This is a genomic window from Brevibacillus laterosporus LMG 15441 (assembly GCF_000219535.2).
Lineage (GTDB): Bacteria > Bacillota > Bacilli > Brevibacillales > Brevibacillaceae > Brevibacillus_B > Brevibacillus_B halotolerans.
Window position 1 is genome coordinate 2194749 of sequence record NZ_CP007806.1, and the last position, 21016, is coordinate 2215764.

Here is a 21016-nt window from a genome sequence, read left to right on the forward strand (position 1 = left end):
GAATATCTCCTTTTCTAAGGGAATTTAATACTGTTTCCCATTTTTCGTGTAGAGAACCCCTTAAAACCATCCAGATTCAGTACTTTTCCTTCAGAAACAAAAACTCGAATCTCGGCTTCATGCCCGTTAATTATGGTTTGAATCTGGTTCATTCCTTCTTTGAGCATCCCTTTACTATCCGCTGTTTTTACTGTGTTAATAAATTTTTCTAGTATTTCGTTTTGATTTTTTCCTAGATCCATTATTCCATTATTAATGTGCTTTTTTGAAAAAATATGTTCTATTTTTATTACACTTTTATCAAAAACTTTAATAACCGATTCAACTTTACTTGACTTCAAAATTTTAGCCGTTTCCTTAACTAATTGAGATCCTCTTTTAGTAAGGATAATAGACTCATATGCAACTCCAGCTACACTTGAAGCCACTTCAGAAAGTATTAAGACATCTCCAGTGTAAAATATATCATATATACTTCCAAATTTATCACGGCCTAAACCTGCATCTATTTTTGCGTAATTAAGGAGTCTGTTATCTATTTGTCCAACTTCAGAAAAATAACCTGTCCCTTTTGTATATACTTCTACAGCTAATTGACGACTCCATTTATTTAGAACATTTTCATATGCGATTACTGCCATCAATGTTTCAGTATCATATTTCCCAGTAATTTCGCCTTCATAAAAGCTCATTTTCTCCAAGAGCATCTGCATTTCTGAAATTTTAGCCTGTGGAATCGTACTGTTATATTTAGATATCAATAAATCTGCATTAATCTCAGCAGCGGCAATAGAATTATTTACAATAACATCGGCTTCATATTTAAATTGAGGAGCATCCTCAGCAAAAATAGATACCGTGTATCGCCCATTACCTGCATAAGCCCCGAAACCTTCTTGATTTACATTTATAAACCCATCCCAAAGGAAACTGTAGTTTTTATTTGCTTCAAATAACTCATTTTTTTCGTTACGATAAACTAAATATTTCTTTTTCCCATCAACTTTTAAATAAACTTCAAAAATAGTTTTGTTATGTGGACTTAAATATTTCCATTTAAAAGAGACAGGTTGTTTAGAACCAGGCACCGAAACGATAGGAGTAAAGATCGGGGTAGGAGTTAAATCTTTAACAGCAAATTTTCCTTTACTACTTCCAATGCTTCGTTTCGTTCGATACTGAGGTTCTTCAGGATTTAATTGTTGCTTTACAAAATAAACGCCGGGATTTTCGGGTATGAATACAGTATCATCACTGCCAGCTACTATTATTTTTAAAATATCCCCGTTTCCATTTTCAATAGTGGCTATTCCTTTTGGAAGAATAATGTTCAGTTGAGATGATTCAGGTAAAATATATCGATAATAATCAATGTCAAATACTGAACTGAGATCAAAGTCATAAATAGCATTGAGAGTACCCAGTGTTGCATCTTGAGGCGTTGAATCAAAATCCTCTTCAAGAGTAATGCTTCTGCCGGAGTTAGCACCTGTTAGTTGAACATAATAGGTTTGGTTTCCTCTCAAAAGAGCTTCCGCTTTTTTATAATGAGAGGATCCAAGCGTAATGTTTTCGGAACTCTCCGTAATTAATGTAGTTAGCTGAGGATCTTCGTATATTTTGATATCAGTGCTATTAACGTCAATAGAGTCAGTAAACAGGCGATGTAATCCTGATTTGTTTGTTGTAAATTTGTAATAAAGAGTATCGGTATTTTCTTGGTCTAATGTTTGAGATGAATGAAGCTCAAGCGTATTGTATGTTGGGAGCATACTGGCTGCTTCAGTAATAAGTTCAGTCGGTCCATAGAATGTAATTGGTTCCTCGCTTAAAAGGGTGATCGTTACACGACTATGGGCTGGTAACGCTGTATTGTTAATATAGCCTTCATATTCTTGCGTTCTGCCATCCTTTAAATAACGTTTGTAGTTGTATTTTGATTTTTCGCGTATCCCAAATGATTTAAGTAACGTATCATGATCAGTGTTATTATAGAGAGTTATGCTTTCACCTTGATGTAAAAGTTTATAGGTGAGAGCTTCCTTCTTAGAATAACGCATGGAAAAGTTATCTTTATTGTAAATGAATGTAGCTGGGTTTTTAGAAATACTAGTAAATACGATTTTTTCGTTTCGTAATACCGTTTTTTCTTTTGAATTTGTTCCAACAACCGAACCCCAAAGATACGAAAATGCATCACTTCTAATCGAACCATCAGACTTGTACTTAGCCATATGAACTAGGTTGTCATCCTTTTTAGAAGTATCCGTCCGGATTTTTTGTGCTTTATCAGAGATATTAGCAAATTCAATTGTTTCTCCTTCATGCAACACAACACGTTCAAGAGCTGGTTCAGCGCTATCTGTAGAAGATAAATATCTATAATGGCTGTAAATGGTAATTGGGTTATCTGATACATTACTAATTAAAGCTCTACCATTAGGTGATAATTTTGGAGGTGTTGATGTATTTACAAATTCTCTGACAAAATTACCTTCGTCATCATAAATTTTATAATCAAATTTATCAGAGGAAGAAACTCGGATTTCTTTCAGACTTAATGGAAAGTCACTCAAATTATCAAAATAATAACTGTCACCCTTTTGCAGTACTTGTTCATAAAAAGGAGGATCAGATTCTTCCTCATTGAGGAACTGAAGGGGATGGTAGATGAATGTTACAGGCTCACTTGTTGACGGTGATACTACAATTGTTTCACCAGGACTTATTGAAGTGTTTGTTGTATGTTTTAGATTAAGAAGACCGGGTTCTCCATTACTTTTGTATTTTACATACTTAAAAGGTTTTTTAGATGAAGCATTCGTTTGCAAATGAATTAACTTATTACTTATATTGGTAAGAGTCAACGATTCATCCAAAGATAACTCTGTTCTGATCAAAGCCGGGGTATCACTATGTCCACCTGTTGTTAAATCAAATGGGGCTAAAAATCTAATAGAATCACCCGAAATTGTGGTTACAACAGCTTTTTCACCCGGTTTTAAAAGAACCCCACCTGCCTGAGATCCAGACCCCTGAGCTACTAAAGCTTTGATTAAATTATCATCAGAGTCATAAAGAGAATAATCATATTTAGGAGAGGGACTTTTCGTTCCTCCTTTAGCTTTCACATAAAATTTGAAATCTGAAGTGTTTGTAAATGTATAGCTTTCGTTTCCTTCTAATTCAACAGTCCTCAATGCAGAGGTGTTAGGAAATGAGACGTTTACCCCTGTAGGGTATGTAAAGGTTACAGGTTCATCAGTAATGACTGTAGCGATCATTTTACCTTTTATAGACTTTCCACCTCTAGCATTCTCAAAAAACTCAACAGGTGCACCCTTAGTGTCATACTTTATATAATGGTACAGGTTATTTTTAGAGCTTGTTGCATTACTTGATATTGATACAGCTGTATCACTTTCAAATACAATTGTTTCTCCTTTATGTACAGTTACTTCCTCTTTTACTGCTACGATTGCACGTTTGTTACGCTTCTTAAAATCATCAACATTAGCTTCTGTTTCTTCTGATTCTTCTATTTTTTCTGCTTCTTCTACTTCTTCTACTTCTTCTAAAACAGTACTATCTTTATTTGTATCACTTATATTGTTTTCCGGTTCTTTTTCAATAGGATTAGTTATATCTCTGGAGACTTGCTCCTTTAATTCTATATCCTCGCTACTTTCAGATGATTCAGTGGGGAGAACAATAGGTGTGTCATCAGGGGAATTATCTTCTTCAGAACCCTGATGTAAGTCCGTAAACTCTTTTTGTGCTTCAGATTTGCTGATGGTTGAAAGTTCATCTGAAGCAGCAAATGCTTGAAACGGTGTTAAAATGGTTTGACTAACTAAGCTGAGTAAAAGTACAAATGTAAGTAATCTAAAATTCACTTTCCAAATCCCTCCAATATAATAGTTCCGTTATATTATAAGATTGTTAACAATTTATGTAAATAAAAAAGGATAATAAAGTAATTCATATAATCGTAAAATATTGATTTGGTGAACCAATCTTTTTAACTGATTTTGGTCAGTTTGATTGCACAAGATTACCTTATAAACAACTGGATAAAGTCTAAAATTGTCTTCATCAATTTCGCATGATTCTATATCCGATTTGAAAGAAATTGCATTCTATCATTAAATTCAGCAACCATGCAAATAGGATTATATAGAAATATCAGCAAGATTAACTCAAGAAGATATAGAGTTCAATTTGATAGTGTTGATAAAGTTGAGCAGCTACTATAATTGTGGTGCATATGGATACGATTAATCACTGACTAGTAACACGAGCAGATCTACAGAATCGCTTATAAAGAAGAGAAGCTCTATTCAGCTCATGATTCCTAAGGACAGGGAGTGTATTGCAAAACAAACGTAAATATGAAACAGTTGGGAATGGTTGTTAAAAACATTGCAAATAGAGGTATGAGTAACAAATAAATAACATTTTTTGGAGGTAAATCTTTACGTTTTTATAAGAGTGCAGTTTTGTAAGAAAATTTTTTTAGAAACTGTTAAGGATGCTACTACTAATTCCGATAGTAATAATAGTAAGCTGATTTTGAACTACAATCTAGGAAAAGAATAGCTTGACTGGCTATGAACAGCTAAAAGGAACGAACACTTTCATCGGTAATAACATTCTATTGTGAAGTAGTACGTATGGGGCAGAAGTGCATAAGAAGGTGGAAGCACGTGAATATGCATCGATCCTCCGAACAATGTGCTACCCCAAGAAGAGTGATTATTATATATCAGCTTGGGCATAGGATGGCTCAAGACTACACAACTAAAACACGGAGGTATTATCATGAGAATCAATCACAACGTATCAGCACTAAACACACACCGCCAACTAGGTGTAAACACTGGCGCATCTGGTAAAAACCTGGAGAAATTGTCTTCTGGTCTTCGCATCAACCGTGCAGGTGATGACGCAGCAGGTCTAGCAATCTCCGAAAAAATGCGTGGTCAAATCCGCGGTCTAGAAATGGCTTCTAAAAATGCGCAAGATGGTATTTCTTTGATCCAAACTGCTGAGGGTGCATTAACTGAAACACACAGCATCCTACAACGTATGCGCGAACTAGCAGTTCAAGCATCTTCTGACACAAACGAAGGCGTGGACCGTCAAAAGCTTCAAGCAGAGGTTGACGAATTGTCTAAAGAAATCAAACGTATTTCTACAGACACAGAATTCAACAACCAAAAAGTATTGGATGGATCTTTCGAAGACAAAACATTCCATATCGGTGCTAACCAAGGACAAAGCATCAAATTGAGCATCAACAACATGAGCAATAAAGATCTTGGTGTGAATGGTAACAAAGGTGCAGATTTAGAATTGGCTGGTACGGACATTATTGTAAACAGCAAAGTTACTGCTAATGATCTTTCTATTGAATATACAGCGTTGGGCGACAAAGATGCAAAAGCTGTTGAAAAAACAACGGCTACATACGATGAAGCCAACAAGAAAATTGTTATTACATTAGCACAAGCTGGTGGTGATAAAGTAAATCCAGGGGCAATCACTGCTACTAAGCAAGATGTGTTGAACGCATTGAGGGAATCTGGAGCAGCATTTGCATCCGCTAAAAAGGATGCAACTGGTAAAGATTTAGATCTTTCTGGAAAGCTTGCTGCTCTGCCTACAGCTCCAGCTGCTAATGCTTTGAAAACTGCTACTGCTGATGACACAATTGGTGTTGATATCTCTTCTCAAAAAGCAGCAGACAAAGCAATCACAACCATCAACAGCGCTCTAAACAAAGTATCTGAAGAGCGCTCTAAACTAGGTGCAAACCAAAACCGTCTAGAGCACACAATCAACAACTTGGGAGCAACTGCAGAGAACCTAACAGCTGCAGAATCCCGTATCCGCGACGTTGATATGGCAAAAGAAATGATGGACTTCACAAAAAATAACATTCTTACTCAAGCAGCTCAAGCAATGCTTGCACAAGCTAACCAACAGCCTCAAGGCGTACTTCAATTACTTCGTTAATTGACTAGCTATTAACTAAATGAGAAGAAACCTAGATACTATAGGTTTCTTCTCTCCTTAAAATTATTATTTTTATCGTCTCATTCCCATTGATAATAACATTCGACTTACGTAGTCATTTAGGGTGATTTTATCCCAAAAGCATACTGTGGGAAGAGTGATTATTATAGATAAGCATGAGCATAGGATGGCTCAAGACTACACAATTAAAACACGGAGGTATTATCATGAGAATCAATCACAACGTATCAGCACTAAACACACACCGTCAACTAGGTGTAAACACTGGCGCATCAGGTAAAAACCTGGAGAAATTGTCTTCTGGTCTTCGCATCAACCGTGCAGGTGATGACGCAGCAGGTCTAGCAATCTCTGAAAAAATGCGTGGTCAAATCCGCGGTCTAGAAATGGCTTCTAAAAATGCGCAAGACGGTATCTCCTTGATCCAAACAGCTGAGGGTGCATTAACTGAAACACACAGCATCCTACAACGTATGCGCGAACTAGCAGTTCAAGCATCTTCTGACACTAATGAAGGCGTAGACCGTCAAAAGCTTCAAGCAGAGGTTGACGAATTGTCTAAAGAAATCAAACGTATTTCTACAGACACAGAGTTCAACAACCAAAAAGTACTAGATGGATCTTTTGAAGACAAAACATTCCATATCGGTGCTAACCAAGGACAAAGCATCAAATTGAGCATCAACGACATGAGCAATAAAGAGCTTGGTGTAAACGGCCTTTCTAAAGATACTGTAGGATTAGACTTAGCAATTACGAACCGCAGTGGTGATAGCGATATTACTATTAAATTTAATGCACTTGGTACTACTGCAGTAGCAGAAACGACTGCAACAATAGATCCAAAAAATAGCAATGTAATTACTGTTACACTAGCTCAGAATGCTACAACTGGTACAGCTACTAAAGCTGATATTATGGAAGCACTTAAAAAAGCAGGATTAGAAGTAAAAGCTAATGATCCTACTAAAATGACTGATGTTGTAACTGCAAAACCTGCAGCAGATATTACAGTAGCTAAAGCTGCCGCTACAGACGTTGATGACACAAGAGGTGTTAACATCTCCACTCAAAAAGCAGCAGACAAAGCAATCACAACCATCAACAACGCACTAAACAAAGTATCCGAAGAGCGCTCTAAACTAGGTGCAAACCAAAACCGTCTAGAGCACACAATTAACAACCTGGGAGCAACTGCAGAGAACCTAACAGCTGCAGAATCCCGTATCCGCGACGTTGATATGGCAAAAGAAATGATGGACTTCACGAAAAACAACATCTTGAGTCAAGCAGCTCAAGCAATGCTTGCACAAGCTAATCAACAACCTCAAGGCGTACTTCAATTACTTCGCTAATTGAGCGATGATAATGATAAGAAAGACCTAACGAATCAGTTAGGTCTTTTCTTTTTGTAAAAATGAGCCCCGTAATCTACAATCAACTGTACAAAAAGTTTGAATAAAAAAACATTCTACGGTACTGTAAAGTTTTATAAAACGAATCCGATATAAGTAGTAGTCACCTAAGTCATATTTTCTGAACGATAGGTACTAGGCGTAGAGTTACTACTAGCCTATAGAGGTGATTGTATCAATTGTCATTTTGAATGAAGCAACTTTATTTAAAATGAACAATACAACATCATCTTGAACAAATGGATGGTTCAAGAAATGAAAAACACGGAGGTAACAAATCATGAGAATCAATCACAACGTATCAGCCCTAAACACGCACCGCCAACTAGGTGTAAACACTGGAGCATCTGGTAAAAACCTGGAGAAATTGTCTTCTGGTCTTCGCATCAACCGTGCAGGTGATGACGCAGCAGGTCTAGCGATCTCTGAAAAAATGCGTGGTCAAATCCGCGGTCTAGAAATGGCTTCTAAAAACGCACAAGACGGTATCTCTTTGATCCAAACAGCTGAGGGTGCTTTGACTGAAACACACAGCATCCTACAACGTATGCGCGAACTAGCCGTTCAAGCATCTTCTGACACAAACGAAGGCGTAGACCGTCAAAAGCTTCAAGCAGAGGTTGATGAATTGTCCAAAGAAATCAAACGTATTTCTACAGACACAGAGTTCAACAACCAAAAAGTACTAGATGGATCTTTTGAAGACAAAACATTCCATATCGGTGCTAACCAAGGACAAAGCATCAAATTGAGCATTAACGACATGAGCAATAAAGAGCTTGGTGTAAACGGCCTTTCTAAAGATACTGTAGCATTAGACTTAGCAATTACGAACCGCAGTGGTGATAGCGATATTACTATTAATTTTAATGCACTTGGTCCTACTGCAGTAGCAGAAACTACTGCTACAGTAGATCCAAAAAATAGCAATGTAATTACTGTTACACTAGCTCAGAATGCTGGACCAACTGCTGGTACAGCTACTAAAGCTGATATTATGGAAGCACTTAAAAAAGTAGGATTAGAAGTAAAAGCTAATGATCCTACTAAAATGACTGGTATTCAAACTACAGCACCTGCAGCTATTACAGTAGCTAAAGCTGCCGCTACAGACGTTGATGACTCAAGAGGTGTTAACATCTCCACTCAAAAAGCAGCAGACAAAGCAATCACAACCATCAACAACGCTCTTAACAAAGTATCCGAAGAGCGCTCTAAACTAGGTGCAAACCAAAACCGTCTAGAGCACACAATCAACAACCTGGGAGCAACTGCAGAGAACCTAACAGCTGCTGAATCCCGTATCCGTGACGTTGATATGGCAAAAGAAATGATGGACTTCACGAAAAACAACATCTTGAGTCAAGCAGCTCAAGCAATGCTTGCACAAGCTAACCAACAGCCTCAAGGTGTACTTCAATTACTTCGTTAATTGATCGTCTATACAGCCAAAAGAGACCTAGCCACGCGCTAGGTCTTTTTTATTTGCGTAAAAGACTAGAGTCCTCCATTAAAATATCATCAAAGTTGTGTTGAAGTAAAATGACCAGTATCTTACAATTATAAGGGCGTTGTCATTATTTTATGTCATCGACAATAGAAAGATTTCTCTTATAAGAAGATGGCACATAATAAAAGTAGCACATATATTCGCAATATTTTACAGCTATCTCGCTATTATTAGTAGGCTGTTCTATATCGAAACAAGCAGACAAGGACGTCGACATCCAAATTTCAGAAGAGAAAAAAGAAGTGGCGACAGAAAAGAAAAGAATAAGAAAAACAGAAGAAGGAAACTCAACTGATTCAGGGGTAATAAGCAAAGCAACTACAGACAAACCTACTGTTAAATCTACAGAACCCCTCGATTCGACCAAGAGAAAACTGCTCCTCGATATAAAAGAGCAAGCGGAAAAAGGTAAGCTGAAAGGTATCAAGACTTCAATAGGAACCGCTTACAATGAAATCGAAAAAGCCTATGGAAAACCTAAAGTGGCAAATGTTGAATGCTGGACGTATAGCTATGACCATCCTAAGACCACTGCCAATTTCTTTTATGACCATGATTCCTGCGGAGAAGAATTAAATCAAGTAAAGCCAACTACTAAGCTTAACCGAATAACGGTCGAACCAACCTATTACAATGTTCAGCTTACAGAACATGATATTCGACAAGGCTTAGGCGAACCAACGAATGCTTATAATAATGAAGCCTATGGTGGCTATGAGATGTATTATAATGTGGGAAAATATATAATTTTTATCCAGGTAGATAATAATTCTTCAGATCGAAAAGTAAGTTCTATTTCGGTTAGAACTCCTCTTGTTTTTGAAAAGTAAAAATTTGGGCTAAAAGCTGGGTGGTATAGTAGAATAACCCAGCTTGTTATTTTCAGTTATGAAAAACGTAGCCTTAAAAATATGGATACGCTACAGTAGCATCTCTTTGTAGATGTGAATGAAAAAATACAATTTCCTCTAGCCCATACATATGAATACAATATGTCATAGGTTCTTTTGTTCAAGCTTCCTAATATGTTTACATCAAAAACAACATTCCTCTTTATATTAAGTAATAAGGAAAAGATAAAGACTTAGTTTTTTTGATGTACATAGTTTTTTTATGGGCAGATGCCGATCTCTTTTTTATCTGCCCTGACCAGATCATTTTTTTAGGGGCCAAAAATCTGTGGATAACCTACCCATAAAAATTGTATCAGCCTTTTGTTATAGAACTCGGATGTTGCCCATAGGATTTTAATGGGCAACCCATAAAATATTGGTTATGGAAAGAAACAAAAGTTCAGAGAAACTTTATTCGTTTTCGTCTAGAGAGGCCATAAAAGTTATTTGTTCAAATTCCAAAAAATGAGATGCATCGTGGAGAGCCTCTATAATTAATTCCCGATAACGACTGGATAACCAATCCCGATGAAATGCATTTTTGGCGTAGATTATAAGTTCTTTCTCTTTTGAGATACAAAAAGTGTCGGCATACCAGGTTTTAAATGAATTAAGAGTTAGCCGTTTCCGGATATAAGCTAGCACGTTAATCCACAGTTGTTCATCTGCTATGCTCCTTTGATCCATTATAGCTGTAATCCTCCTTTTAGCATATACGATACGTTCCGCAGGTGAAAGGTCAATCGGGAGCCTACCAAGCTTACCTTTTTCGCGTAATTTCTCGAAATCATTGGTGTAATCGTAACTTTCTGCAAGCTCAATATGCGTAACCTCCATGACCTGTTCCATGTATCGATCATGCATGGATTGAAAGGGCTTAGACAGATTTTCAATCAACTCTCTGCTCAAAATAGGAATAGTTCGTCTTACCTTATAGATAATTCCACAATCATTATTATTCTCTTCAGGATTTTGTAACCAAAATCGAAAGATAAAGCCATGCTGTTCAAGAATATCCATATATTTATGTAAGGTCGTGGTTGTTATCTTCATTTTTACGGCGATCGTAGGTAAGTCAGGAAAGCAGAAGTCTTTGTCTCCATAGCAATATCTAGTAAGGTGAATAAAAAGGGAAGTGGCTGTTGCTCCCATAACAGCACCCCAGAAGTCCAAAAAATAATTACTAATCGTGGTAAACCCCTTGTTATCAATGGGTAGATTTACCCCCAATTTTTCTAGTCGAAGAGTCTGAAAATCTTGATAGGTGTAATAGATTCGTTGTAAAACCTCCTGATCATAGGTCTGCTCAACAGGCTTTCCTTTTACGATTCTTATCCGTGAGACAGGCTTTTTAATGCCTGTTTTTTCAATTCGATAATAGGTTAATTTCTTTAAATCGAGATGTTTCTTTTTTTTCATAGAAGAAATCCTTTCTATAGAAAAGAAGTAGCAATCTTATGAACGGGACAATGAATGAGTTTGTGTTCCATCAAAATGTACAGTTTCAAATGATATCTTTATAGATAAAGAAGGTCCCTCTCTTTCAATGTAACAAGAGAGGGTTTTGTATTTCATGGACAACTGTCAGTTGTAAATGGGGTAGTGGAGTGGGCAGCTTATTATTTGAACACAGATTGTTAACAATGCTTGCCGCTTACTTATATTGAAATGGAAACCATCTTTGCGAATAGGGAGATGATCCTATTGTTAGACAACCTTTGTAAACAAATTACGTCCAGCTTCGGTCAGGATACCTATTTTATGGGACTGGCTTTTCGATTCAAAAAAGGTATTGTGATGACGGATATATACGTTAATAGTCAACAAAAAGCAGAATATACACTAGAGTTTGTTAGTTTTATCGAGCATGAGCCGCCAGTATATGTAATCGTAAAAAGTAAAGAGGAGCTTTATCGAGTTATTCAAGAGCTTGCTATGTAGCCTTTTCGATTGTAAATATTGCACCTTACTTTTATAGTAGTGGTTCTATCCTAAGGAAAGGTTGCGAAACTTTTCATTTTTTTCTTGAGGCACAAGAAGTGGAAATAGGAATACTTGAGATGTAGTGAACATCCGAAAGCAGAGCTATAAATGAAAGATAGAAGAATTGGTTGATTGCTAGTAGATTGGATGGATACAATGCAAAAATTAGAGAAATGTATACAATGTGGTTTCCGCTACGTAACGGAAAAGGCAAAACAAAATTATTTTGCGGAAGGATTAACAGGAGAGCCGCAAACCTGCTTGCATTGTTTGGGAGAGAAAACAGGAAAAGTAATGAATGCTTCTGGAAATCTTGTATTTCCACATGAAGTTGAGTCATCTAATAAACAACTGTATATTCCTAAAACGGTGATTGAAGGCTGTCGTCCTTGTATGAAGAGAAGAGGGTTTCTTTACAAATGACTTTTGAAGCACGTGTTGTCTTAAAGAGGGCTTACATGAACAATACTTTCCGTTTAGTTAAAAGAAAAGATAAACAGAAAAAAACTCGTTTCCATACGCAGGTTAGTTAAAGCCTGCACTGCTTTTACTTATATTGTGATACGAACCATGAAAAAGATGATGGGTGCTAGTAGTATTTTGTGTTTCGAATCTATACGCATATGGTAGGCGTTACTGATCAGAGAACGCTGACCTTCATGTTTTGGTTAGGAATTGATAGATTCAAAGGTTTTCAAAGGTGTAGCCTATTAAAAAGCGTAAGGAAGCACGAATTACTATAACCATTGTTTTGAGATGATTAGAGGAGGGTTTTATACATGAGTACAACGAAGAATAAGAAAATGCTAATTAAGGGTGCAGGTAAATTTATGGCAAAATTGCCTAATTGTGATGAATTAATCACGATTGGTACGTTGAACAACATGCGCTTGGATATTCAGCTTGACATGCAAGATATTGAAGGTGGGGATTCAAGCGTTGCTCTCGATACCCTTTTACGAAAAAAGACGATTGATATCACGGCCGAAGATGCAAAATTTGACTTAAACCTTGTCCGTCTGGCTCTTGGCTCAAAATTACGAGAAGGTGTTAGTGGTGCCACCTATAAAATGGTGACGGAAGCGGTACAGGTACCATCTTCTGCACCTTATCAGGGTACGCTTTCTGAAGCATCCGTATCAAATCCTGCTCATAAAGCGTATGAGAGTACGATCAACGGAACAGACGTAACATCTAAAGTAACACTTGCAGGTAAAACAATCACGTTTGATGATGCTCTTGCAGGTAAAACCGTGGTTATCTTGTATCCAGTTGCTCTTAGTGGAGTATCGTACGATGAGGATGGCTTTGTTTGGGTAATAGAAGAGAAGAATACTGTAAAAGAAACGGGCGGCAAATTCGAAGTCGATCTTGTTTTCGGAGCTGCCCTGCATAAAGACCCTCAAATTTCTGTTCGTACCCTAAAAGGCAACAAGCTTTTAAAGAAAACGACAAACGCTACTCCAAAAGAGAACGAGTACACTGTAAATGGCGGTACGCTATCTTTTCATTCTTCCTTAAAAGACGTGGATATTTACGTAAACTACAAACGTAATGAAGTTGTGGACGTGTTGGATATTAGCACGAAGGATGTGCCTCTTACTGTCCATGTCATTCATGATGGTCAATTTGAACAAAAGGACGGGTCTATCCAAGGCTATCAAACAGAACTGTACTTGTGCCGTGTAAAATCAAACTTTACGGTGGATGCGCAACGTCAACAGGCTTCTACACATAGCGTAACCTTAACCGTTATTGATCCTGATCGTGTAGATGGAAAACTCGGAACAATCAAACGATATGAAGCCCAAAGTGCAAATGCCAAAAATCTTTGTTAGGTAGGGACCCCTCTAGGAGGGGTTCTTTCCATAATCATGTTCGAAAACACTAAGAAGTGCTTAGAATGACAGCATAGGTAGCTCTATCTGGTTACCCCCGCCATTTAGCTTACCTATGTTTAACAGTCAATGGGGGAAAACACATGTGGGGGTGCCACGTTTTGAGTGATCGAAATTTTGCAATTCCAAAGCATCAGGAAAATAACTCGGAGCAAGAGCAGGTTATTCAACAAGAGGTAGCCGGTCAGGTTGAGAAGCAACAAGCCGTTTCAACAACGGAGGAAACACCAGCTAAAGTATTGAGCCAAGAAGAGGCGTCCATTCGCGAAAAGGTATTTTTTGAAGAGGATGAAAAGGTGCGGCTGCGTGATGGTAAAACGTACTCAATTCCTCCTCTAGGTATCAGGGATGCCCGAAAATTGATGAAATTGTTAAATACGATTGATTCAGGAATTATTATTGCTAACTTAATTCCAGAGTCAGAGCTAGACGATGATCGTTATGAGGAATTATTACGTGTACTTCTAATGGCGTTTAAACCCTACTATAAGCACGTGGATACAGATTACTTAGCTGATTATGTAGACTTAGAAACGGCCAAGAAAATTATTGATGCAATGATCGGATTAAATGGATTAAAAAAGTCAATGTAACCACTGAGGAGGAAGATGAGGAGTATAAGGCACGAGCTCCTATCAATTGGGCTGATATTTTCTTTAAACTAGCTCATTATTGTCATCTGGATAAATATCAGGTTTGGCAACTGACATTACCTCAGTTGGGTTTTTATTTAGAGCAATGCAATGAACATATCGAATTCACTGTGAAGGTTTCAACCATGTCCTTTGGAAGCCTCTTTGGCGGAGGGCTATCCACCAAGGATCAATCACATGGACAGACCGGGACTAGATCAGATGGAACTTACCTGGATGGCTATAAAGTAGCAGATGAATCAGATATGGAATGGCTTGCCAACGTTTTGGGTTAATACATACTCCTGCTCTGCTCCTGAATGGAGGGGCAGGAGTTTTATTTTATAAGGCAGGTGAGACGATGAATAATGAAATGAGGGCAACTTTTGCCACTGAGCTGCGTGCTTCCATTCAAAGCTCCATTCAATACAGCAAGGAGCTGGTGCGACTTGACTCCCGATTTGGCAATTTGGCTGCTCGGATCAATGCGGTACACAATTCTCTACGTTCCTTTCACAGAGAAGTAAATAGAGACATGGGAAGAAAGCTGCACCAACAAATGAATCAGGATAGTAGCTCCATGCCTGCAAGCAAGAATATGGGGCAGAGGGCTGGAACACTCACTCAGCGAATGCCAGAATTACAATCCCATATGCAAAGAGTCTCTGATGAGGTGCAAGGAAAAGTAAAACGAGGTATTCAGCTTGAACTGCAGAAGGTAGCAGACAGCATTGAAACATTAGATATTAAATCGAGTCCTAGGCTAAAAAAACATCTCATTAGTCAAATCAATTTGATCAACGAAAAGCTAATTCAAAAGATTAAGAAACAATTCGATCTCCAAGTGGAGCATATATTGCAAGAATTTGGGCAAAGTACGGGGCGCATACAGAGACATAACCGCACCTTGCCACCGTTTCGCTCTTCTCCTGTCATGTTACGTTCATTAGATCATGGTACTACAGACACGGGTATAACAGCAGGTAAGAAGACTAGTGCTTCTCCAGTTTCAAACGAGGCGGCTCCTGCTACTAGTGTAGTGACAGCTATCAACGCTCAAAACGCTGCTATTGCTTCTATTCGCAATAACTTAGCGGTAAGCGGAGCTAAAGACCCTTCCTCACTTTTCTACCAAGCTATTGATATTTTTAATCATATTCAGCAGGAAGAGATCAAGCTATACCGCAGTCTCTCGCTACTAAAAGATTATCGAGTTGATCCTAATCACGCTCAAAGCCCGGTTGATCAGGGAAAAGTAGCGAGTGCAATTGAAGGGATTAAAGGATTCGTTCGTCAACAAAGTTCTTTTTATGGTCTTTCCTTTAAGCAGCTTTTTGAAGTAGCCTCTATAGGTGGTAAAACACTTACGGAACCAGCAGAGATGAAAAAGCTAGTACAACAGGTAGCCCAGATCAAAATAATTGACCCTTCTACTGATATGAAAGCAGTAGCTAACGGCCTGTTGGTTACTAAAGATAAGCTGGGTCTATCCATGCAAGAAATGGATGATAAGATTATTCGTTCTATTGCTGCTGTCACTCAAATGGGAACGGCGAATAGTGAACAAATTCTGCAAATGATTAATAAAACTGGTAATACTTTTAAATCAAAAACAGACGCAGATATGCTCGTAGGACTTTCTGCTGCCTCCATTCAAACAAATACAAATCTCGGAATCTATGAAAAAATCCTGAAACGCTTTGAAACGGACAAAGGAAGAGATAAAGCGAAAGAGCTCGGTGTCAAAACAGAAGAGATGGACCCAGCAACTGGTGGAATGAAAAACAGAAGTGCAGAGTCCATGTATAAGGATTTTGCGGATATGCTTTCCTCCTTGCGTAATAGTGCTGAACGAGATAGGCTGATCGATTCTTTCTTTGGTACCACAGAAGGAGGGAGGGGTGGCGCCAGTCAGGAAGCCCTTTTAGCTAAAACTCATGCAGAGCTTATTACGAAGATGAAAGGCTTTGATCAGTCAGCATTTGAGGGAATGCTTCAGCAGTCCCTGCAAAATCCTACAGTCAATATGAATCGAGTTAATACAAGCTTAGAAGTAGCCTTGGACGCATTAGTTACTGAACTGACACCATCTATTAATAAGGTGTCTTATATGCTGATGAATATGGCAGATGGAGTTTCAAGGAATATGCAGCTTTTTGCTAGTTTAGCAGATGTACTGTCTAACGCATTGCTTGGTCTTACACTGATGAAAGGCATCAAATGGGGCTGGCAAAAATCTGGAATTCCTGAAAACTGGGAAAAGCAAAGAGAGCGGACTGCTTATGCGGATCGTATGAAAGGGATGGTATCAGACCCTGTAGTAACGAGCATGATGGGGAATGATTTAAAGGGAAATCATAGGAAATTACGGCAGCAGGCCGCAGATTTTCAGGGAAATGACATCTTTTTAAAACGAATGCAAGAGTTTAATTCCATGAGTAAAGCTCAGCACGACCATTTTAAAAAGTATGTAGCCAGCTCTGGACATAAAGTAAATGATTTTCCTACTTTTTTTGCGATGATGGAGGAATCAAAAAGCTGGAAGGAAAAAGGGAAGGTTTCCTATCAAGAAAGATTTAATCGGAATCAGACTTATGCGAATCGGTTGAAAACGAATCCTGATTCCAATCAGCTCATTCAGCCAGCATTTTTGAATTCTCTGCTAGCAAGTACAGCGGACCGCACTTCCTTTGTGCAAAACATGGCTTCCCATACAGAATTTAAAAATGTTGCTTCACGCATGGGTGCAATGAGTCAAACTGAATTCGAGGGTTTTGAAAAGCATCTTCAGGAATTACGGAGGAATGGTTCTCCAGCGGTCAATAGCATTATGAGTCTACAACAAGCTTTAGATAGTTATCAGAATTCGTTAAGGCAAAGTTCGGCAGTTACACGCAACGCTTCTTCCACCTATCTAGAGCTATCTCATGCGATGCGCAGTATGAATGAGCAAGTTAATCGAAACAAAGTGGGGGACAAATTTAAGCGCTTTCTAAGTGAAACCTCCGATCTCGCTAGGGGAGCTGGGGGAGCCATTGGTGGTTTAACAGCTAACATTTTCAAGATGGGGGCACAGCTTGTAGCCATGCTAGCTTTGGCCCAAGCTGCCAAGACAGTAGCGATGAACATGACGACCACAGATGATCAGCGTCAATTAATGAGTGCGGAAAAACAAGAGAAAGACATAGTAGGTGTGGCGAACACATTAAGAGTGGCGGGAGATAATGGAGTTTGGAGTTTACCTAACATTGGGAATACTCTTTATCTCATGTATGGGACCTTCATGAATGGTGTCAGTCGCTTTTTTGGAGGAGAAGATACACACTTAGGAGTCGGGCATGCTAAGGAAATGATGGATGGAATTCGCGAAATGTACAATAAACAGGGAGCGAACCTCAAAAATAATGAAGATCTTGCCAATTATCTAAAAGATAATGATATTTCCGAAGAAGAAGCTGTGAATGCTTGGTCTGAGGCAAGTGGGAAGAAAAAAGAAATTCAGGAAAAGAAAAAACAGGCTTTTATCAAACAATATGAACGGACCCAGCTTGAAAATAAAGAGAAAGCTTCAATCGAAAAAGAAGCTAAGAAAAGCTACGATGAGAAATATCAAAAGGGACTCTTATCCAACATTACCGCAGATGAAGCTAAGATTAGGCTTAAAGAGGGCTACACAGAGGTACAGAAAAAAAACGAGGCGGAGAGCTTACAGGCAGAATTGGATGGCGTGGCTACTGATAGCAAAGCTTTCCTTGATATGAAGGAGGCACAGATAAAACGCTTAGAAGAGGTATTACAGCGTGAATTAGCAATTTTTGATAGGTATATTGAAGAATCTAAGAAGCGCCTACAAAGCATTCAAAATAAAAATTCTGCAGAATACAAGGAAGAAGAAAAGCGCTATAAGCAATTAATCGATGATCGAAAAAGTACAGACGAAGAAGGCCAAAAGCAGATAGATATGGACAGAAAGCTGGAACAGCAAAGACAATTTCAAACAAAGTTTTCTTCCGTACAAAAAAGGCTACAGCAGACAGAACAAGTCGCTCAAGCCAAGGAATTGATGGTTGCTATCAACATGGACAGACAATCTAAGGCTTATGTTGGTGCATTACAAAAAATTACAAGCTCCAAAATTAGCGACTTACAAAAGAGGCTTGCTGAATTAAAAGCGATGGAGGCGAAGGGCGATCAAAGAGATGAGTTAGCCTTTGCTATTCAGGATTTGAATAATAGCATTTTGAATGAACAGCTTCGCTATAAGGATCTATCGCTATCCAAAATTGGCATTGAGCGGATAGATTTAGAAGAGAAAGCGGGAGATCGAGAAAATGCGTACCTGGCAGAAAAGCTGAGACGAGGAGGCGCATCAGACGATTCCCCTGGACTGCGGGCACTACGTATTGCTTCTGCCAAACAAGAAGTTCAGGACATCAATAAGCTAATCGGGCAATACAAGAAGGATATGGTTGGAAAGAGTCCAGAAGAACAGAAGAAGTATATGCAAGAAATTCGGGATTTAACCAAACAATCTCTACAGGCTCAGCTAGGCATTCTTGAAGAAGTGAAATCGCCTGTAGGTACCTTTAATTTGCCAGACGGCATAACAGCCATGAGCCGCTATGATTATTTGACGCGAGGAAATACGCATCAGTCCTTTACAGTTGGTTCAGGTGATGTAGTAGTAAATATCGCATTGCCTAATGTAACCAACAATACTACATCAGCACAATTAACTGCGATTGGGAATGGGATCGGTCGTGGCTTATTCACAGGTCGAGTAGGTAGCATACGCGACCAAATGCTAATGGGGACGGCAGCTTATCGTTCAAGTTATCCGTAATATTTCGTTATGAAAATGAAGCCCTACCTTATATTGAGGTAGGGTATTTCTTTTACTGAGCAACGAGCATGTTTTTCCTAAATATTTTCCCAAAAAAGGCTAAAGCTCTAACAAGGAGGTAGTAATATGACTCAGCAAAACAGCTTTCATTCAGAAGATTACATATATAAAAAGCGCCTCTTTTATGATAATGGCATTCGTTTTACCGAGGTAAAAGCAAAGCTTATTAATGATTACAAACCGCCTTCGCCTAATCTAAAGACACATGTAAACCAAACGCTGTCGTCTTCCGCTGGTTTAATCAGTCATGGAACCTCTCATTATACAACGACGCTTACCTTATTGTTTTACAGTAAAAAGGAATTTGCAGACTGGCTACAGTTTAGTGGAGCCAAGCATCGTTACTATGATGAAAAGGGTACGATTTATGTCGGGATTCTAACCGGGGAACCAGACATTAGAACAGCAGAGATGGAAATGAAATATATTGTGACGATTGGACTTTCTCTTATTCGGAAACAAGAGCATGAATACCGATATAAAAATCAATTCATTGATATGGAGAAGCATTGGGCAAAAACATATGTTGATGAAATGCAACAGAGAGGCTTAATTGCCAACTATGAAGATGATGGTGAGGCAATTTCTTACTTCAGACCTGACAAAGTATGTACACGCGCAGAAGGAATCACCTTTTTGATGAGGACCTACCGTCATATTGATCGGATTTTAAGGGGGTATTAATGGTGAGGCGTTGGATTGACATTGATCCACTAGATTGGTTTTATCGGGACTTGCTGGAGGCTACTCGTCTTCATTTGGATGGTGAAGGCACACAGAGTTTTATTGATGGGATGTATTATGATGCTTTTGAAAAAGGCTACGAGCGTATCGTCAAGCGCTTTGTTACCGTGGATGGACAACAGGAATTTCTCATTCCTGATTATAAAGTACATGATGATAATCCAATTTTTGTGATCGTACATGGGGTGGAGGTTCAGCCCGAGAAGGTAGAGAATGGGAAAATTACGCTGTCCAATCCGATGTCAGGTGGAATTGAAGTTGTCTGTATTACTTTCGGGAAGCCCAAATATAAGCAGGAAGGCTGTGTATATACACCCTTTAGCACTTGCGGGGAAAATGCTGTCCGCATGCCATCTGCGGATGTGATGAAAAAATCCCAATATACGTTTAGCCTACGCTTAACGCCCGAAACTTGTACGGTTTTAGGGGTGAAGCTAAAGCGCAAGCTAGTAGATATTCAACCAGGAGATCATCCAGAACAGAAAATAAAAGAAGCGATTGGCTTTAATCGAGATGTATTTGTTATGCACGCAGGACGAGTATATCTACCATACATGTATAATGGCTATCCGGCAAAAGTGACGTACACCTACAAGGTGGGGGGAAAATTCAAAACAACAACAGACACAGTCATAGTAGAGTCAAGCTGTGTTCGTTATAATGATCGATTTTTCCCAAAAGTCCAATTAAGAAGATTTGAATTTATGGTATTCCTGCAACGTATGAGAAGAAGCTTTTACAATCGTTTTACAGATAAGGAGTACAAGCCTAATCCATATCCAACTCGTTACATTGCTGATCAGGATACCTTTTCTGGCAAGTGGTACGAGTCGGATGTGATCGATATTTTAGAGGAAAGATTTTTGGATGGATGCTACGCGTTTCCACTATATGAGGATGAACGCTTTGAACCAGAGGAATGTATCACGCGTGCCGAAGCAATCGTTTTTCTCAATCGATTCATTGAATGGGCAATAGAAAGGTTTAGGTAGGTGACGC

General features: G+C 38.6%; 14 protein-coding genes. 12 read left to right on the forward strand and 2 right to left on the reverse strand.

Annotation, left to right across the window (positions count from 1 at the left end; genetic code table 11):
• Positions 1-14: 14 nt before the first annotated feature.
• Positions 15-3896 carry a polymorphic toxin type 35 domain-containing protein gene (locus BRLA_RS22775; RefSeq protein WP_003337243.1) on the reverse strand — a complete coding sequence of 1294 codons (3882 nt, stop codon included), beginning with the start codon at positions 3894-3896 and terminating at the stop codon, positions 15-17.
• A 925-nt stretch (positions 3897-4821) separates the two neighbouring features.
• Between BRLA_RS22775 and BRLA_RS10105 the strand changes: the two genes are divergently transcribed.
• From BRLA_RS10105 to BRLA_RS10120, 4 genes are all read left to right on the forward strand, one after another.
• Positions 4822-6018: a flagellin N-terminal helical domain-containing protein gene (locus BRLA_RS10105; RefSeq protein WP_003337244.1), complete on the forward strand. Its 1197-nt coding sequence runs from the start codon at positions 4822-4824 to the stop codon at positions 6016-6018.
• 227 nt (positions 6019-6245) lie between these two features.
• A complete protein-coding gene (locus BRLA_RS10110; RefSeq protein ID WP_003337245.1) occupies positions 6246-7394 on the forward strand; it encodes a flagellin N-terminal helical domain-containing protein in 1149 nt (382 codons plus the stop codon).
• A 340-nt stretch (positions 7395-7734) separates the two neighbouring features.
• Entirely contained in the window at positions 7735-8886 is a 1152-nt protein-coding gene (locus BRLA_RS10115) for a flagellin N-terminal helical domain-containing protein (RefSeq protein WP_003337247.1), read from the forward strand.
• Positions 8887-9206: 320 nt separating this feature from the next.
• Positions 9207-9794, forward strand: a complete 588-nt coding sequence (locus tag BRLA_RS10120) for a hypothetical protein (protein ID WP_003337248.1) — start codon at positions 9207-9209, stop codon at positions 9792-9794.
• A gap of 474 nt (positions 9795-10268) precedes the next feature.
• On the opposite strand, the gene BRLA_RS10125 is transcribed toward BRLA_RS10120, so the two are convergent.
• A complete protein-coding gene (locus BRLA_RS10125) occupies positions 10269-11276 on the reverse strand; it encodes a DnaA N-terminal domain-containing protein (protein ID WP_003337249.1) in 1008 nt (335 codons plus the stop codon).
• Between the two features lie 276 nt (positions 11277-11552).
• Here BRLA_RS10125 and BRLA_RS10130 point away from each other — a divergent pair, with 276 nt between their 5' ends.
• The 8 genes from BRLA_RS10130 to BRLA_RS10165 all read left to right on the forward strand — a co-directional run bounded on the left by BRLA_RS10130 (position 11553) and on the right by BRLA_RS10165 (position 21009).
• Entirely contained in the window at positions 11553-11798 is a 246-nt protein-coding gene (locus BRLA_RS10130; protein WP_236867739.1) for a hypothetical protein, read from the forward strand.
• A 198-nt stretch (positions 11799-11996) separates the two neighbouring features.
• Positions 11997-12263 (forward strand): hypothetical protein, encoded by a 267-nt coding sequence (locus BRLA_RS10135; RefSeq protein WP_041752551.1) that lies wholly within the window; start codon positions 11997-11999, stop codon positions 12261-12263.
• A gap of 356 nt (positions 12264-12619) precedes the next feature.
• Positions 12620-13678 (forward strand): hypothetical protein, encoded by a 1059-nt coding sequence (locus tag BRLA_RS10140; RefSeq protein ID WP_003337252.1) that lies wholly within the window; start codon positions 12620-12622, stop codon positions 13676-13678.
• 161 nt (positions 13679-13839) lie between these two features.
• Entirely contained in the window at positions 13840-14331 is a 492-nt protein-coding gene (locus BRLA_RS10145) for a hypothetical protein (protein ID WP_031309176.1), read from the forward strand.
• Between the two features lie 185 nt (positions 14332-14516).
• Entirely contained in the window at positions 14517-14666 is a 150-nt protein-coding gene (locus BRLA_RS24240; RefSeq protein ID WP_022584841.1) for a hypothetical protein, read from the forward strand.
• 65 nt (positions 14667-14731) lie between these two features.
• Positions 14732-19213, forward strand: coding sequence for a hypothetical protein (locus BRLA_RS10155; protein ID WP_119912807.1), 4482 nt, complete (start codon positions 14732-14734; stop codon positions 19211-19213).
• Between the two features lie 126 nt (positions 19214-19339).
• Positions 19340-19957: an S-layer homology domain-containing protein gene (locus tag BRLA_RS10160; protein ID WP_003337256.1), complete on the forward strand. Its 618-nt coding sequence runs from the start codon at positions 19340-19342 to the stop codon at positions 19955-19957.
• Complete coding sequence (locus BRLA_RS10165; protein ID WP_003337257.1) at positions 19957-21009, forward strand: hypothetical protein; 1053 nt, start codon at positions 19957-19959, stop codon at positions 21007-21009. The genes BRLA_RS10160 and BRLA_RS10165 overlap by 1 nt, the downstream gene beginning before the upstream one ends.
• Positions 21010-21016: the final 7 nt, after the last annotated feature.

Bases quoted from the DNA above. Each gene is read 5' to 3' on its own strand.
- BRLA_RS24240 (WP_022584841.1), top strand. From the start codon at position 14,517: ATGTCCTTTGGAAGCCTCTTTGGCGGAGGGCTATCCACCAAGGATCAA.
- BRLA_RS10115 (WP_003337247.1), top strand. From the start codon at position 7,735: ATGAGAATCAATCACAACGTATCAGCCCTAAACACGCACCGCCAACTA.
- BRLA_RS10140 (WP_003337252.1), top strand. From the start codon at position 12,620: ATGAGTACAACGAAGAATAAGAAAATGCTAATTAAGGGTGCAGGTAAA.
- BRLA_RS10160 (WP_003337256.1), top strand. From the start codon at position 19,340: ATGACTCAGCAAAACAGCTTTCATTCAGAAGATTACATATATAAAAAG.
- BRLA_RS10165 (WP_003337257.1), top strand. From the start codon at position 19,957: ATGGTGAGGCGTTGGATTGACATTGATCCACTAGATTGGTTTTATCGG.
- BRLA_RS10130 (WP_236867739.1), top strand. From the start codon at position 11,553: ATGATCCTATTGTTAGACAACCTTTGTAAACAAATTACGTCCAGCTTC.
- BRLA_RS10110 (WP_003337245.1), top strand. From the start codon at position 6,246: ATGAGAATCAATCACAACGTATCAGCACTAAACACACACCGTCAACTA.
- BRLA_RS10135 (WP_041752551.1), top strand. From the start codon at position 11,997: ATGCAAAAATTAGAGAAATGTATACAATGTGGTTTCCGCTACGTAACG.
- BRLA_RS10125 (WP_003337249.1), bottom strand. From the start codon at position 11,276: ATGAAAAAAAAGAAACATCTCGATTTAAAGAAATTAACCTATTATCGA.
- BRLA_RS10155 (WP_119912807.1), top strand. From the start codon at position 14,732: ATGAATAATGAAATGAGGGCAACTTTTGCCACTGAGCTGCGTGCTTCC.
- BRLA_RS10105 (WP_003337244.1), top strand. From the start codon at position 4,822: ATGAGAATCAATCACAACGTATCAGCACTAAACACACACCGCCAACTA.